Origin of the sequence: Pseudomonas sp. ML2-2023-6 (assembly GCF_037055265.1) — a bacterium.
In the GTDB taxonomy this organism is placed as follows: domain Bacteria; phylum Pseudomonadota; class Gammaproteobacteria; order Pseudomonadales; family Pseudomonadaceae; genus Aquipseudomonas; species Aquipseudomonas kulmbachensis.
The window spans coordinates 2,324,442-2,338,747 of sequence record NZ_CP146347.1; the positions used below are offsets into that span (position 1 = coordinate 2,324,442).

Below are 14,306 nucleotides of genomic sequence, written 5' to 3' on the forward strand. Positions count from 1 at the left end.
CAAGACTTGCATTTACAGGCTGAAATCGCCTTCAGCCACCAGCTTGCTCAGCGGTTCGCGCTGGCTTGGTACTTCCTTGGCTTGCAGGTAGTCCACCAGGCTCGACTTGTCGCCGATTTTGCCGATGGCGACCATGGCTTGTACCGCGTAACCCTCGGGGATTTTCAGCTCCTTGCGCGCCCGTTCGAAATCCAGGCCGCTCATACCGTGGGTATGCCAGCCGCTCAGGTGCGCTTGCAGTGCCAGGTGACCCCAGGCTGCGCCTGCGTCAAAGGCGTGGGTCGGCGCGGGTTTTTCTTCGGTGGTCCCCGGTGCGGCGAAGGTGGTTTTGGAAACGATCACCACCAATGCGGCCGCATGCTTGGCCCAACCCTGGTTGAATTCCACCAGCAGGTTCAGGTAGCGGTCAAAGTCCGGAGTACCGCGCAGGGCGAACAGAAAGCGCCAGGGTTGTGCGTTGTAGGCCGACGGAGCCCAGCGAGCAGCTTCAAAAAAGCTCATCAGAGTGGCTTTGTCGATGGTCGCATCAGTAAAGGCACGGGGCGACCAACGCTGGGTGAATTGCTCATGGATTTGGTGTTCGGCAATGCGGTTAGAAGCTGGCATTCGATTTTCCTGAGTTGAATTTTCAGGCACAAAGCTACTGTTAAGCCCTTAATGTGACAAGTCCAGTTACACCGTCAGTCACTAGCGCTTGGCCCGCGGGGCCTTGGGCACTAGACTGGCGGCCTTTTCCACTCCCTGATGTTGATGTTTGAGCCATGGCCGCAATAGTTGAACCGTTCTGGATCCGCAAGACCCTCGATCAACTTGATCAAGAGGAATGGGAGTCGCTGTGCGACGGCTGCGGGTTGTGCTGTTTGCAAAAGCTCGAAGATGAAGACGACAACAGCGTTTACTACACGCGTATCGCCTGCAAGCTGCTCGATCTGAAAACCTGTCAGTGCACTGACTATCCTAACCGTCGTGATTCAGTTCCGGACTGCATTCAGCTGTCGCCGGGCAAGGCCGAAGAGTTCAAGTGGTTGCCGCCGACCTGCGGTTACCGGCTGGTGAGCGAACGCAAGGATTTGCCGCTCTGGCACCATTTGGTCTGCGGCGACCCGGACGCGGTGCACCATGAACGCATTTCGCAGTCCGGGCGCATGCTCGCCGAAGGCAGCGTGCCGGAAGACGACTGGGAAGATCATCTGATTTTCCGCGCCGGTTAAGTGCCGGAGCGGTTGCCAAGGAGTGAATATGCCGCTGCGTTACAAATTGCCCCTGGGCCTGCTGCTATTGCTGGCCAGTGGCCCGCTGTGGGCTGCGCAAAAAGTCGATCTGAACTACCACGTACGCCTGTTGCCGCAAACCGATCAGGCTGAGGTGCGGCTGACCCTGGCTGAGGGTTCGGCCGTGCGCAGCCTGGATTTTGATCTCGGGGCGCCGGGCAGCTACAGCGATTTCAAGGCGGACGGGCAATGGCAACTGACCGCCGACCCGGCCCATAGTCGCGGCTTGTGGCGGCCCGCGCCGGGCAAGGCCAATCTGAGCTATCGAGTGCGTCTGAGTCAGCCGCGCAAAAACGGCACGTTTGACGCCCGCATTACTCCCGATTGGGCATTGTTTCGCGGCGAAGAGCTGATCCCGCCCGCCAACCTTGATCAGCAGGACGGCGTCGAACTGGTGTCACGCCTTGAGTTCGAATTGCCCAAAGGCTGGAAAAGTGTTGAAACCGCCTGGCCGCGTATTGGCAAAAATCGCTTCCGTATCGATGATGTCTCGCGGCTGTTCGACCGGCCCACCGGGTGGATGCTCGCGGGCAACCTGGGTAGCCGCCGTACCACTATGGGCGAAACCGAAGTCACGGTGAGCGCACCCAAAGGGCAGGGCATGCACCGCATGGATGTGCTGACCCTGTTGACGTTTGTCTGGCCGCAAGTGCAGGCCGTGTTCCCGCGCAACCCGCCCAAGCTGCTGATTGTCGGAGCGGGCAGACCGATGTGGAAAGGCAGTGCGGCGGGGCGCAATTCGATCTACCTGTACAGCGGCTTGCCGCTGGTCAGCGAGAGCGGCACCAGCCCGTTGTTGCGCGAAGTGGTGCAGTTGTTCAGTGGCATCAATGACGAGCCGGGCCATGACTGGATCGGCGAAGGCCTGAGCGAGTACTACGGCATCGAATTGATGCGTCGCGCAGGGGGCATGAGTGACGAGCGTTACCAGACCTTGCAACACAAGCTCAATGCTGCTGGTAAAAGCGTTACCCACCTGCGCGGCCAGCAGGCAGGCCCGGCTGTGGTGGCTCGGGCTGTCACGCTGTTGCAGGCGCTGGACCGTGAAATTCGTTTACAGACCCACAACAAGCGCTCGCTGGATGACGTCAGCCAGGCCCTGATGCGCATGGACAAGGTCAATACCCAGAGTTTTATCCAACTGAGCGAAAGCGTGCTCGGGGGTCCCTCCGAGGTGCTGGACACGCCGTTGTTGCGCTGATGTTGTAGCAGCTGCCGAGGAACGAAGGCTGCGTTCGGCAGCTGCGGATTCCCCCCCCCCTGCTTCTTTACGCCTTCTTTACGCCCCCGCATCCCTCTCGATCTCGATCCTTTACGCCCTGATTACCCACACTCTCTCCATACGCGGCAAGTGCCGCTTTGGGAGAGTTGCCATGGGCGTTCTGGATGGAGTGTCGCTGCTGCTGGCAGTGGCGCTGTTCGTTTATCTGCTGGTTGCGCTGTTGCGCGCAGATCGGAACTAGGAGCGGGTATGCACAGTTATGACTATGGGCTGATCCTCGCCTTTTTCGCCTTGGTGCTGCTACCGGCACCCTGGCTGGGGCGCTTTTACTACAAAGTGATGGAAGGCCAGCGTACCTGGCTGAGCCCGGTGTTCGGGCCGGTCGAAAAAGTTTGCTATCGAATTGCCGGGGTAGACCCAGCGACCGAGCAAAGCTGGCAGAAATACACCCTGGCCCTGCTGGCCTTTAACCTGACGGGTTTTGTGCTGTTGTTTGCAATTGTGCTGTTTCAGCAGTACTTGCCGCTTAACCCGCAGCAGTTGCCGGGGCAGGAGTGGACGCAAGCCTTCAACACCGCAGTGAGTTTTGTCACCAATACCAACTGGCAAAGCTACAGCGGTGAAGCGAGCCTGAGCTACTTCAGCCAAATGGCCGGCCTGACCGTGCAGAACTTTGTCAGCGCCGCCACCGGTCTGGCCGTGCTGGTCGCGTTATGCCGCGGTATCAGCCGTCGTTCGGCGCACACCTTGGGCAACTTCTGGGTCGATATGACCCGTGCCACGCTCTACGGCCTGCTGCCGTTGTGTCTGGTATTGGCGCTGTTTCTGGTCTGGCAGGGCGTTCCGCAAACCTTCGCCCATTACGTCAACGCTGTGACCTTGCAAGGCGTGGATCAAGTGATTCCGCTGGGCCCGGCTGCCAGCCAGATTGCGATCAAGCAACTGGGCACCAACGGTGGCGGCTTCTTCGGCGTCAACTCAGCGCACCCGTTCGAGAACCCGAGCGCCTGGAGCAACCTGTTTGAAATGGCCTCGATCATTCTGATCCCGGTGGCGCTGGTGTTCACCTTCGGCCATTACGTCAAGGATCTGCGTCAGAGCCGGGCGATCATTGCCTGCATGCTGGCGCTGTTCCTGATCGGCGGCGGCACCGCGCTGTACGCCGAATATCAACCGAACCCGGCGCTCAACAGCCCGCTGGTTGAACAGACTGCACCGCTGGAAGGCAAGGAAGTGCGCTTTGGCACCACCGGCACAGTGCTCTGGACCGAAACCACGACTTCGGCTTCCAACGGTTCGGTGAACGGGATGCACGACAGCCTCAACCCACTGACCGGGATGGTGGCACTGGTCAACATGATGGTTGGTGAGGTGATCTTCGGCGGCGTTGGTGCCGGGCTCTACGGCATGTTGCTGAACGTGTTGGTCGCGGTGTTCCTTGCCGGTCTGATGATCGGCCGCACCCCGGAATACCTCGGTAAAAAGCTCCAGGCCAAGGAAGTCCAGTTGCTGGTGGTGACCCTGCTGGTGATGCCAGTGGGCGTGCTGGTGCTGGGTTCGATTGCCGCGGTGCTGCCCAGTGCCGCGGCCTCGGTGAGCAACCCCGGCCCGCACGGTTTCAGTCAGGTGCTGTACGCCTTCACCTCGGCCAGTGCCAACAACGGCTCAGCCTTTGCCGGGCTCAACGCCAACACGCCGTTCTACAACCTGATGTTGGGCCTGGGCATGTTGATCGGGCGTTTCGGCTACATCCTGCCAGTGCTGGCTCTGGCGGGCAGCCTGGCGCTGAAGAAAACCGCACCGATTGGCCAGGACAGTTTTCCGACCCACGGCCCGCTGTTTGTCGCGCTGTTGACCGTAACCATTTTGCTGGTGGGCGGCCTGACCTTCTTGCCGACATTGGCCCTGGGCCCCATCGCCGAACAACTGACACTGGGCTTCTGAGGAGACGATGATGACTATGCCTGCTCCTGTTTCAAAGTTGACGCCAACGCCTGAAGCCAAGGCGCCCGAGTCGCCGAAAACCTCGTTTGCCGATATTTGGCGCCCGGCGCTGCTGCAAGCTTTCGTCAAGCTAGACCCGCGTCAGCTCAAGCGTTCGCCGGTGATGCTGGTGGTCGAGCTGACCGCGATTTTTACCACTGTGCTGTGCTTTATTCCCGAGCCCGCGGTGCCCACTGGGGTAGCGGTGCAAATCGCCTTGTGGTTGTGGTTTACCGTGTTATTCGCCAATTTTGCTGAAGCCCTGGCCGAGGGCCGAGGCAAAGCTCGGGCCGACAGCCTCAAGGCGGGCAGCGTGGGCCTGAGTGCGCGTCGGCGCACCGCTACGGGTGGATTTGAAGTCGTACCGGCCACCCGTTTGCGCAAGGGTGATGTGGTGCGCGTCGAGGCGGGGGAGATGATCCCCGGCGACGGCGAGGTGATTGAAGGGATTGCCGCGGTCAACGAAGCGGCGATTACCGGTGAATCCGCGCCGGTGATCCGCGAGTCGGGCGGTGATCGCTCGGCGGTGACCGGCAACACGCGCCTGGTGAGTGACTGGCTGCTTGTGCAAATCAGTGCCAACCCCGGCGAGTCGACCCTGGACCGCATGATCGCCTTGGTCGAAGGCGCCAAACGCCAGAAAACACCCAACGAAGTGGCGCTGGATATCCTGTTGATTGGCTTGACCCTGATCTTTTTGATCGTGGTCGTGACCTTGCAGCCTTTTGCCTACTTCGCCGGTGGCAGCTTGCCGTTGGTGTTTTTGGTGGCGCTGCTGGTGACGTTGATCCCGACCACCATTGGCGGCTTGCTGTCGGCCATCGGTATTGCCGGGATGGACCGTCTGGTGCGCCTCAACGTGATCGCCAAATCCGGACGTGCGGTGGAGGCGGCCGGTGATGTGCATGTGCTGATGCTCGACAAGACCGGTACCATCACTTTTGGTAACCGTCGCTGCACGGCGCTGTATGCAACCACTGGTGTGACTGCCAAAGAGCTGGCCGAAGGCGCACTGCGCGCCTCGCTGGCGGACGAGACGGCTGAAGGCAAGTCCATCGTTGAGTTTATTCGCGGCCAGCACAGCCTGCCCGAGTTGCCAGTGTCTGACTTTACAGCGGTGCCGTTTACCGCTGAAACGCGCCTGTCGGGTATCGACTACGACGGCCGGGTGTACCGCAAGGGCGCTGTGGATTCGGTGTTGGCGTTTGTTGGCCTTACACGTGGCGAACTGCTGCCTGCCTTGTCGCGAGAAATCGACAAGATCGCCCAGAGCGGCGGCACCCCGTTGCTGGTGTGTGCCCAAGGCAAATTGTTAGGCGCGATCCACCTCAAGGACGTTGTTAAACCGGGGATTCGCGAGCGCTTTGCCGAGTTGCGCAAGCTGGGGATTCGCACCGTGATGGTGACTGGCGACAACCCGCTGACCGCCGCCGCAATTGCTGCAGAAGCGGGTGTGGATGACGTGCTGGCCGAAGCCACGCCGGAGAAAAAACTGGCGCGTATTCGTCATGAGCAAAATGACGGGCGACTGGTTGCCATGTGCGGCGATGGCGCCAACGACGCCCCGGCACTGGCCCAGGCCGACGTCGGCATGGCGATGAACGACGGCACCCAAGCGGCACGCGAAGCGGCGAATATGGTCGACCTCGACAGCGATCCGACCAAGCTGCTGGACGTGGTGCAAATCGGCAAAGAGCTGCTGGTGACCCGGGGTGCATTGACCACCTTCTCGATTGCCAACGACGTGGCCAAGTACTTTGCTGTTCTGCCAGCGCTGTTTGCTTCGATCTACCCGCAGTTGGGCGTGCTGAACGTGATGCGCCTGAGCAGCCCGCAGAGTGCGATTTTGTCGGCCATCGTGTTTAACGCGCTGATTATCGTGGTGCTGATTCCGTTGGCGCTGCGCGGGGTACGGGTACAGGCGGCGAGTGCCGCGCACCTGCTGCGTCGCAATCTGCTGATCTATGGCGTGGGTGGGCTGGTGGTGCCGTTTGTGGGGATCAAACTGATCGACATGCTGCTCACCGCGTTGCATCTGGTTTAAGCATTGGAGGGTTACACCATGACTACTTTTCTACGTCCGGCCCTGAGCCTGATGCTGTTGATGACCGCCATTACCGGCGTGATCTACCCGCTGACCGTGACCGGGATTGCGCAACTGGCCTTCCCTGAACAGGCCAACGGCAGCCTGGTGCGCGACAGCACTGGCAAGGTACTGGGTTCGGCGCTGATCGCGCAGGACTTCAGTGGCGACAGCTGGTTTCATCCACGGCCCTCTGCGGGGGCGTTTGCCACGGTAGCCAGTTCGGCGAGTAACCTGGCGCCGAGCAACCCGGCGCTGGCTGCACGGGTCAAGGATAGCGCCGCCCAGCTCGCGGTGCCCGATCAGGGCCCAGTGCCCCTGGCGCTGCTGACCACCTCGGGCAGCGGGTTGGACCCGCACTTGCCACCAGAGGCAATACGCTATCAACTGGTGCGCGTAGCCGCAGCCCGTAACTTGCCGGTGCAGACCGTCGAACAGCTGGTGGAAAAACATATCGAGCAGCCGTTGGTGGGGCCACCGGTGGTTAACGTGTTGCTGTTGAACCAGGCATTGGCGCAGCTTAACAACTGACTTCAAGCTTGACCTTGATCTTGTGGGAGCGAGCTTGCTCGCGATGCAGGCCGCGCGGTGAATCAGAGTGACCGCGTAGCTGCCATCGCGAGCAAGCCCGCTCCCACAGGTCATGCCTCCCCCTGATTTACAGGAAAATCACATGAGTCATTCCGTGCGCGCCGATGCGCTGTTAGCTGATTTGCCACGCGCAGGCCGTGGTCGGCTTAAAGTGTTCCTTGGCGCGGCACCCGGTGTGGGCAAAACCTACGCCATGCTGCAAGCCGCCCACACCCAACTGCGTCAGGGTGTGGAGGTATTGGCGGGGGTGGTTGAAACCCATGGCCGGGCGGAGACCGAAGCGCTGCTCAACGGTTTGCCCCAGCAACCAATGTTGCGCTCGGAATATCGCGGCGTGCAGCTCGAAGAAATGGACCTCGACGGTTTGCTCGCGGCCAAACCCACGCTGGTACTGGTCGATGAGCTGGCACACAGCAACGCTCCTGGTAGCCGGCATGCCAAGCGCTGGCAGGATGTGCAGGAACTGCTTGCCGCCGGAATCGACGTGTACACCACGGTCAACGTTCAGCATCTGGAGAGCCTTAACGATCAGGTGCGCGGTATTACCGGTGTGCAAGTGCGTGAAACCCTGCCGGACTGGATCGTGCAGGAAGCCTACGAGCTGTTGCTGATCGACCTGCCTCCCCGTGAACTGCTGGAGCGTCTGCGCGAGGGCAAGGTGTATGTGCCGGAGCAGGCGCGGGCGGCGATCGATGCGTTTTTCAGCCAGACCAACCTCAACGCCCTGCGCGAATTGGCCATGCAGACGGCGGCGGTGTATGTCGACGATGAACTGGACAAAGGCTACCGCCAGCAGGGGCAATCGGCGCCTGCACTGCGGGGCCGCTTGCTGGTGGGGATCGATGGCGATGTGCATGCCGAGCGCCTGGTGCGTCACGCCAGCCGGGTCGCGGAGCGTCGGCATTTACCCTGGAGCCTGGTGCATGTCGATAACGGCACGGTGCGCGATGAGCAATCGCGCTTGCGCCTGCAGAGTGCTCAGCAATTGGCTGAGCGCCTTGGCGGCGAAGTGGTGTTGCTGCGTGCCGGTGAAGTGGCCAAAACCCTGATCCAGCACGCCAGCGAACGTCGTGCCAGCTTGCTGCTGGTCGGCCAGTCACGGTTGACCTGGCGCCGCCGCGTGTTCGGTGGCGGGCTGGCAGCGCGCTTGTTGCGCGATGCCCACGGTCTGGAAATCAACGTGCTCGACAACGAGCAATCCCCCACGCCAACCAGCAGTCGCAGTGAAATCAGGCTGGTGTGGTTTGACTATGGCCTGGCGCTGATTGCCACGGTACTGGCCAGTGCCCTGGCGTGGGGGGTGTCCAGCGTGCTGGCGCTGCCCAATATCTCGCTGGTGTTTCTGGCGGCGGTGCTGCTGGTCGCGGTTCGCAGCAGCCTGGGGCCATCGCTGGCCTGTGCGGCGATGTCGTTTTTGGCCTATGACTTCCTGTTTATTCCGCCCAATTTCTCGTTCAGCATTCAGCGCGAAGAAGATGTGCTGACGTTGGTGTTCTTTCTGCTGATGGCGGCGCTGACCGGTAATCTGGCGGCTCGCCAGCGTCGGCAGTTGCAGGCTCTGCGCGACACCCAGCATGAAACCACCGAGCTGCTCGATCTGTCGCGCAAGCTCACTGCCGCCACCGACCGCAAAGCCGTGGTCAATGCTGCCGGGCAACATTTGAGCGGCTGGAAAGAGCTTGATGTGTGCCTGCTCAATCGTAATGAGGCGGGTGGCTGGGACGTCGAAACGGGTGGCCCATTACAGTTTTCCGAAGCCGAGCGCGCTGCTGCGGACTGGGCTTGGGCCCATGACCAGCCTGCGGGCAAGGGCACCGGCACGTTACCGATGGGGCGTTGGTGGTGGTGGCCGATAAGCGCCGAGGAGGGGCCGCTGGCCTTGCTCGGCGTATGCCCGAAACAGGGGCAGCAGCTTGTCGGTCAGCGTCGGCGCTTGCTTATGGCGTTGAGCCAGCCCCTGGCCCAGGCATTGGCCCGTGCGCGTTTGGTCCAGGACCTTGAAGCTGCGCGCCTGCATGGCGAAACCGAGCAGTTGCGCAGTGCGCTGCTGGCGTCAGTGTCCCATGACCTGCGGACCCCGTTGACCACCATGCGCGGCAGTATCGACACCTTGCTGGCGTTGGGCGAAGCGATCCCTTTGGCTGACCGGCGCGATTTGCTTGAAGGCACCCGCGATGAGGCCGAGCGTCTGGATCGTTATATCCAGAACCTTTTAGACATGACCCGGCTAGGCCACGGCGCATTGAAGCTGGCCCGTGACTGGGTATCGCCGGCCGACATTGCGGGCAGCGCCTTGAACCGTCTGCGGGCAGTGCTGGCGCCCTTGCAGGTGGCTGTGGATGTGCCTGCGCAATTGCCGCTGCTGCACGTGCACGGCGCATTAATTGAGCAGGCGCTGGTCAATGTGCTGGAAAACGCCGCGCGTTTTTCACCACCTCATGGCCAATTGCAACTGTCGGCCGGGGCGGACGAGGGGGAACTGTGGTTTGCCGTCAGTGACCAAGGGCCGGGCATCCCCGAAGAAGATCGGGCGCGAATTTTCGACATGTTCTACACCGCTGCCCGAGGCGATAGAGGCGGACAGGGCACGGGATTGGGGCTGGCAATCTGTCTGGGCATGGTGGGTGCCCATGGTGGGCGGATCACTGTTGGCGAGGGCATTGGCGGGCAGGGCACATGCATCACCTTGTACCTGCCGTTACGCGATCAGCCCGACCTGGACAATGAAGGGCCGGACGGTGAACAGTGATAATCTTTGGCCATCACTTTGCTGCGAAAAGATGCCATGAGCCAGAGCGCGACCATTTTGGTCATCGACGACGAGCCGCAGATCCGTAAGTTCTTGCGGATCAGCCTGGTATCCCAGGGTTACACCGTGCTGGAAGCCGCGACCGGTGCCGAAGGCTTGAGCCAGGCGGCGCTTAAGCGCCCCGATGTGCTGGTGCTGGATCTGGGCTTGCCGGACATGGACGGGCAACAGGTGCTGCGTGAATTTCGCGAATGGTCCAACGTGCCGGTGCTGGTGCTCTCGGTACGCGCCAGCGAAGCGCAAAAAGTCCAGGCGCTGGACGGCGGGGCCAACGACTACGTGACCAAACCCTTCGGGATTCAGGAATTTCTGGCGCGGATTCGGGCGTTGCTGCGTCAGGCTCCTGCCGGGGAGGCACAGGAGTCGGCGCTGGAGCTTGGCCCGTTGATCGTGGACCTGGCCTTTCGCCGGGTGTTGCTCGATGGCGTCGAGGTGGCACTGACTCGCAAGGAGTATGCGGTGCTGGCGCAATTGGCGCGCCATCCCGGGCGCGTCGTCACGCAGCAGCAATTGCTCAAGGATATCTGGGGGCCGACCCATATCGAGAACAGCCATTACTTGCGGATCGTCGTTGCGCATTTGCGTCAGAAGCTGGCGGATGACCCGACCCGGCCCCGGTTTATCGCCACCGAAGCCGGGGTCGGTTATCGGTTGCTGGAGCCGTCTTCGCTTTCGTAACGGTCCAGAGTGTCTTTGGCAATCTGGCGCCCAAGAGCGATCAGCTCCGGGGCTTTATAAAACTCGAAGAATCGGCACACGCGCTTGGGTACGTTGATCAGGATGTCGGGCGGGTAACCGGCAATCTTGTATTGCGCCAATGAGGTTTGCATCACCTCGAAACTCTGGTTGATCAAGTCCAGCAGTGAGGCCGGGCCGACGTTGTCGATGATAAATGAGCCGGTCGCGGACTTGGGCGAACCTTCCCCAGTGGGCTTTCGCGCCGGTTGGGTTGATTCAAGCCAGGGGTTGGTCGGCTCCTGTTCCAGGGGCTCGCTCAACGGATTGAGCAGTTCCTGCTCCAGGTTGAGCAGTTGCTCGGCGTGTTTGTTGCGAAACGGTATGTGCGAGCCCAGCGAGCTCATCAGGTTGTCAAAGCGCCCTTTAAAGGCCGCAGGCCGCTGGATGACGGGCAGTTGGTAGTTGCTCTGGTTGGTTGAATTGAGGTTGACCGCAACGATCAGGTCGCAATGGCTGGAGACCACCGGCACGATAGGCAAAGGGTTCAGCAGGCCGCCATCGACCAGCATGCGGTTGCCTTGCATCACTGGGGTGAAGAGGCTGGGAATGGCCGCCGAGGCGCGCATGGCCTGGTGCAGGCAGCCTTCCTGAAACCAGATTTCCTGCTGATGGGTAAGGTCGGTGGCCACGGCGGTGTACGGAATGCGCAGGTCTTCGATATTGATTTCGCCGACGATATTGCGGATTTGGCCGAAGACTTTCTCGCCGCGAATCGCGCCCAGCCGAAAGCTGACGTCCACCAGGCGCAGTACATCGAGATAGTCCAGGCTTTGAATCCAGTCGCGATACAGATCAAGCTTGCCGGCAGCGTAAATCCCGCCCACCACGGCGCCCATGGAGCAACCGGCGATACAGGCGATGTCATAGCCGCGGCTTTCAAGCTCTTCAATCACGCCAATATGGGCATAGCCCCGGGCGCCACCGGAGCCCAATACCAATGCAATACGTTTTTTCATGAACCGAACCTTCGCACTGACAAGTGCCCACAATGCCTTTTTGTGAGGCTCAGTGACAGCTTTGAGGATGAACTCGTATCCTCAAGCTAGGCTAGGTACGTAATGTTGTTCTTTTAAATTGGTGGGAGCGAGGCTGCTCGCCAAGGTCGTCAGCGATACCGCGTGCTTATTGGTTAACTGCGGTGTCTTGATGCCTTCGCGAGCAGGCTCGCTCCCACACACCACTCGATCGATAAAACAGCAATGAGGCAAGGTGAAAGGTTTTTTTGATCTTTGCGTTGTGGCACTTTTATGCGGGTTGCTCGTCTGAGACTGCACTGAACTTTAATTTCCGAGGGAAACACCATGAAAGCATGGATTTGTGTGCCGTTGATTGCGCTGGCGTTGGCAGGTTGTGCGGGAACTAAAGCTTACCGCGACACGTGCGCAACGAATCTGGACGCGGCCTGGCATGAGCTGGATCTGGCCAAGGCTGAAGGCTTTGCAGGTACTGTCAGCTACTCCAAGGCTTTGTCCTTGCTGACCGCAGCTAAAACTCAGCAGCAATTTGAAGCGTTTGAGGGCTGTACGATTAAATCCCAGAAAGCACGTTTCTATATTCGTGAGTCCCGCGCCGGGCGTTGAGCCGTATCGGCAATGAAGGAGGGTAAGGATGTCTGAGCTGGTTGACCGGATAGTTGTAAATATTGTGCGTCTGGAGGTCAGGTTGCTGGCCTGCCAGGCGCGTCTGGCGGCCGACACGGACCCGGAGGCCCTGCATGACCTGCGCACCACAGTGCGCCGTTTGCGCAGCCTGTTGCGGCCACTGCGTGGTTTGCCGGGCGTGGTGCAGCTGGAGATGTCAGCTTCCCAAGTGGGCGCCCTGACTACGCCCTTGCGCGACCTTGAAGTGCTGGCGGCGCATTTGCAGGAGCAAGGCTATCCGATGCAGGCACAAAGGCGCGTGGATCAATTGTCTGGCAGTTATGCCCTGGTGGCCGACAGTGAACAGTTGGCGCAACTGCTGATGATCCTCGACGTGTTCCCGCGTTTTCTGCGTGCCGCACAACGTGAAGGCATGCTGCGCGGTTTGCGCCAGCGGATCGAAAAGGTGCTGAAAAAGCAGTGGCAAACCCTGGAAAAAGCCCTCAATGATCCGGGCCACGATCGCCATCGCGTCAGGCTGCTGATCAAGCGTGTGCGCTACGCGGCTGAGGCCTATCCTGAGCTGGACCAATTGCCGCCGCTGGTTTTGGCCCGCCTTAAAGTTGCACAAAAGGCGCTGGGTGAATGGCACGATGCTTGGCAATGGCTGCTGCAGGCCGGGCAACAGGCCGATTTACAACCCTGTGTGGCGAAATGGCAGGCCACCCTGGAACACGGAGAAAAACGGGCTGACAAGGCGCTGATAAAATTGACTGCAGCGTGCTTTCACTCCTGATGTTTGGCTGATACAGCACTGTTCACAGTCAGGTGGATGGGTAGTATTCCGTCATATTTTTCTGTTTTGAGGTGCTCATGCAGTTTTCCGAATTGGTTGCGGCGGTACGTAAGACGCCACTGGACGTGACAATCCCGGCAGACTGGGGCCAGGGACGTGCCAGCTTCGGTGGCTTGGTGGTGGCCTTGCAGTACGAGGCCATGCGCGCCCAAATCTCTGTAGAGCGTGCGCTACGTTCGCTGGCGGTGAGTTTTGTCGGTCCGGTGGCAGCGGATGTGCCGATCCGATTTGAAGTCGAGGTGCTACGCGAGGGCAAGGCCGTCAGCCAGGTATTGGGCCGCGCTATACAGGATGGTCAAGTGGTGACCTTGGTACAAGGCAGTTTTGGCGCGGCACGGGAGTCAGCAGTGAGCGTCGACAGCGTACCCGCCCCTGAGATGAAAGCCCCGGCAGAGTGCCCGTTGTTGCCCTACATCAAGGGCGTTACCCCTGAATTCATGCGGCATATGTCCATGGCCTGGGCTGTCGGTGCTCTGCCTTTCACCGGTCGCGGAACGCGAGAAATGGGCGGTTGGGTACGTCTAGCCGGTGAGGTCCCGGACGAACCCCTGACTGAAACCCATTTGCTGGCACTGGTCGATACCTGGCCACCTGCTCTGCTGCCGCTGCTGAACAAGCCGACTGCAGGCAGCACGCTGACCTGGACCATCGAGTTCGTGCAGCCGCTGCCCACGGCCAGCACCCTGGAGTGGTGCAAATACCTGGCCGTCATCGAACATGCCCGTGACGGTTACGGCCACGTGGCGGCCAATCTGTGGGCTCCTAGTGGTGAGCTTATTGCGATCAGCCGCCAGACAGTGGCCGTGTTTGGTTGATCAGAACTTTTCGCTGTTGCGCGGCGCGGCTTCGAGCTTGCGGCCCTGGTGTTGCAGAGCCAGCGCCGCAAACAAGGCAACCAGGCCGATCACTGCGCTCGTTGCGTTCTCACTGAACACCCCCGAAACCAGCAGTAGAAAGGCTATCACCAGCATCGGCATGGCGATCAGATTGATCGCCTGATGCGTGGTGCTCTGATGGCTCTGTGGGTTGGAGCGCCATTGCCAGGCCGGTATGTTTGGATGACGTTTGCCCATGATTGCTCTCCTTGTTCGAGGGCTCAGCCTTGGCTGAACCGGATAAACAAAGGATAGAGCTGCGAGTCGCGTGCGGCGAATCAACAATGGCTATTGGCCT

General features: G+C 60.5%; 14 protein-coding genes. 11 read left to right on the forward strand and 3 right to left on the reverse strand.

The window, feature by feature from the left end:
* Positions 1–12 precede the first annotated feature (12 nt).
* On the reverse strand, positions 13–606 hold the full coding sequence (locus V6L79_RS10855; RefSeq protein WP_261741498.1) for a nitroreductase family protein: 594 nt from the start codon (positions 604–606) through the stop codon (positions 13–15).
* 155 nt (positions 607–761) lie between these two features.
* On the opposite strand from V6L79_RS10855, the gene V6L79_RS10860 reads away from it, so the two are divergent.
* The 8 genes from V6L79_RS10860 to V6L79_RS10895 all read left to right on the forward strand — a co-directional run bounded on the left by V6L79_RS10860 (position 762) and on the right by V6L79_RS10895 (position 10,637).
* Complete coding sequence (locus V6L79_RS10860) at positions 762–1,211, forward strand: YcgN family cysteine cluster protein (protein ID WP_016780096.1); 450 nt, start codon at positions 762–764, stop codon at positions 1,209–1,211.
* Between the two features lie 28 nt (positions 1,212–1,239).
* The gene (locus V6L79_RS10865; protein WP_261741499.1) at positions 1,240–2,472 is read left to right on the forward strand and encodes a hypothetical protein; all 1,233 of its coding nucleotides are present in this window, start codon (positions 1,240–1,242) and stop codon (positions 2,470–2,472) included.
* A gap of 172 nt (positions 2,473–2,644) precedes the next feature.
* Entirely contained in the window at positions 2,645–2,734 is a 90-nt protein-coding gene (gene kdpF, locus V6L79_RS10870) for a K(+)-transporting ATPase subunit F (RefSeq protein ID WP_048358668.1), read from the forward strand.
* An 8-nt stretch (positions 2,735–2,742) separates the two neighbouring features.
* Positions 2,743–4,437: a potassium-transporting ATPase subunit KdpA gene (gene kdpA, locus V6L79_RS10875; RefSeq protein WP_261741500.1), complete on the forward strand. Its 1,695-nt coding sequence runs from the start codon at positions 2,743–2,745 to the stop codon at positions 4,435–4,437.
* Positions 4,438–4,447: 10 nt separating this feature from the next.
* Positions 4,448–6,520, forward strand: a complete 2,073-nt coding sequence (kdpB, locus tag V6L79_RS10880; protein WP_261741501.1) for a potassium-transporting ATPase subunit KdpB — start codon at positions 4,448–4,450, stop codon at positions 6,518–6,520.
* An 18-nt stretch (positions 6,521–6,538) separates the two neighbouring features.
* Positions 6,539–7,090 carry a potassium-transporting ATPase subunit KdpC gene (kdpC, locus tag V6L79_RS10885; RefSeq protein ID WP_261741502.1) on the forward strand — a complete coding sequence of 184 codons (552 nt, stop codon included), beginning with the start codon at positions 6,539–6,541 and terminating at the stop codon, positions 7,088–7,090.
* A 142-nt stretch (positions 7,091–7,232) separates the two neighbouring features.
* A complete protein-coding gene (locus tag V6L79_RS10890) occupies positions 7,233–9,899 on the forward strand; it encodes a sensor histidine kinase KdpD (RefSeq protein WP_338580222.1) in 2,667 nt (888 codons plus the stop codon).
* A gap of 36 nt (positions 9,900–9,935) precedes the next feature.
* Positions 9,936–10,637, forward strand: a complete 702-nt coding sequence (locus V6L79_RS10895; protein WP_321836051.1) for a response regulator — start codon at positions 9,936–9,938, stop codon at positions 10,635–10,637.
* Here the strand turns inward: V6L79_RS10895 and V6L79_RS10900 are convergent.
* A complete protein-coding gene (locus V6L79_RS10900; RefSeq protein ID WP_321836052.1) occupies positions 10,604–11,653 on the reverse strand; it encodes a patatin-like phospholipase family protein in 1,050 nt (349 codons plus the stop codon). The genes V6L79_RS10895 and V6L79_RS10900 overlap by 34 nt on opposite strands.
* Before the next feature lie 345 nt (positions 11,654–11,998).
* Between V6L79_RS10900 and V6L79_RS10905 the strand changes: the two genes are divergently transcribed.
* The 3 genes from V6L79_RS10905 (at position 11,999) to V6L79_RS10915 (ending at position 13,948) form a co-directional block, all read left to right on the forward strand.
* Positions 11,999–12,277, forward strand: a complete 279-nt coding sequence (locus V6L79_RS10905) for a hypothetical protein (protein WP_261741506.1) — start codon at positions 11,999–12,001, stop codon at positions 12,275–12,277.
* A 28-nt stretch (positions 12,278–12,305) separates the two neighbouring features.
* Complete coding sequence (locus V6L79_RS10910) at positions 12,306–13,073, forward strand: CHAD domain-containing protein (RefSeq protein ID WP_261741507.1); 768 nt, start codon at positions 12,306–12,308, stop codon at positions 13,071–13,073.
* A 77-nt stretch (positions 13,074–13,150) separates the two neighbouring features.
* Positions 13,151–13,948, forward strand: a complete 798-nt coding sequence (locus tag V6L79_RS10915; protein WP_261741508.1) for an acyl-CoA thioesterase II — start codon at positions 13,151–13,153, stop codon at positions 13,946–13,948.
* Here the strand turns inward: V6L79_RS10915 and V6L79_RS10920 are convergent, their stop codons facing one another.
* Entirely contained in the window at positions 13,949–14,206 is a 258-nt protein-coding gene (locus V6L79_RS10920; RefSeq protein WP_261741509.1) for a terminase, read from the reverse strand.
* Positions 14,207–14,306: the final 100 nt, after the last annotated feature.

Excerpts from the sequence above, each read along its gene's own strand:
- V6L79_RS10865 (WP_261741499.1), top strand. The coding sequence starts at position 1,240 with ATGCCGCTGCGTTACAAATTGCCCCTGGGCCTGCTGCTATTGCTGGCC.
- V6L79_RS10905 (WP_261741506.1), top strand. The coding sequence starts at position 11,999 with ATGAAAGCATGGATTTGTGTGCCGTTGATTGCGCTGGCGTTGGCAGGT.
- kdpC (WP_261741502.1), top strand. The coding sequence starts at position 6,539 with ATGACTACTTTTCTACGTCCGGCCCTGAGCCTGATGCTGTTGATGACC.
- V6L79_RS10915 (WP_261741508.1), top strand. The coding sequence starts at position 13,151 with ATGCAGTTTTCCGAATTGGTTGCGGCGGTACGTAAGACGCCACTGGAC.
- V6L79_RS10920 (WP_261741509.1), bottom strand. The coding sequence starts at position 14,206 with ATGGGCAAACGTCATCCAAACATACCGGCCTGGCAATGGCGCTCCAAC.
- V6L79_RS10855 (WP_261741498.1), bottom strand. The coding sequence starts at position 606 with ATGCCAGCTTCTAACCGCATTGCCGAACACCAAATCCATGAGCAATTC.
- V6L79_RS10860 (WP_016780096.1), top strand. The coding sequence starts at position 762 with ATGGCCGCAATAGTTGAACCGTTCTGGATCCGCAAGACCCTCGATCAA.
- kdpB (WP_261741501.1), top strand. The coding sequence starts at position 4,448 with ATGACTATGCCTGCTCCTGTTTCAAAGTTGACGCCAACGCCTGAAGCC.
- V6L79_RS10895 (WP_321836051.1), top strand. The coding sequence starts at position 9,936 with ATGAGCCAGAGCGCGACCATTTTGGTCATCGACGACGAGCCGCAGATC.
- kdpF (WP_048358668.1), top strand. The coding sequence starts at position 2,645 with ATGGGCGTTCTGGATGGAGTGTCGCTGCTGCTGGCAGTGGCGCTGTTC.
- V6L79_RS10890 (WP_338580222.1), top strand. The coding sequence starts at position 7,233 with ATGAGTCATTCCGTGCGCGCCGATGCGCTGTTAGCTGATTTGCCACGC.
- kdpA (WP_261741500.1), top strand. The coding sequence starts at position 2,743 with ATGCACAGTTATGACTATGGGCTGATCCTCGCCTTTTTCGCCTTGGTG.
- V6L79_RS10900 (WP_321836052.1), bottom strand. The coding sequence starts at position 11,653 with ATGAAAAAACGTATTGCATTGGTATTGGGCTCCGGTGGCGCCCGGGGC.
- V6L79_RS10910 (WP_261741507.1), top strand. The coding sequence starts at position 12,306 with ATGTCTGAGCTGGTTGACCGGATAGTTGTAAATATTGTGCGTCTGGAG.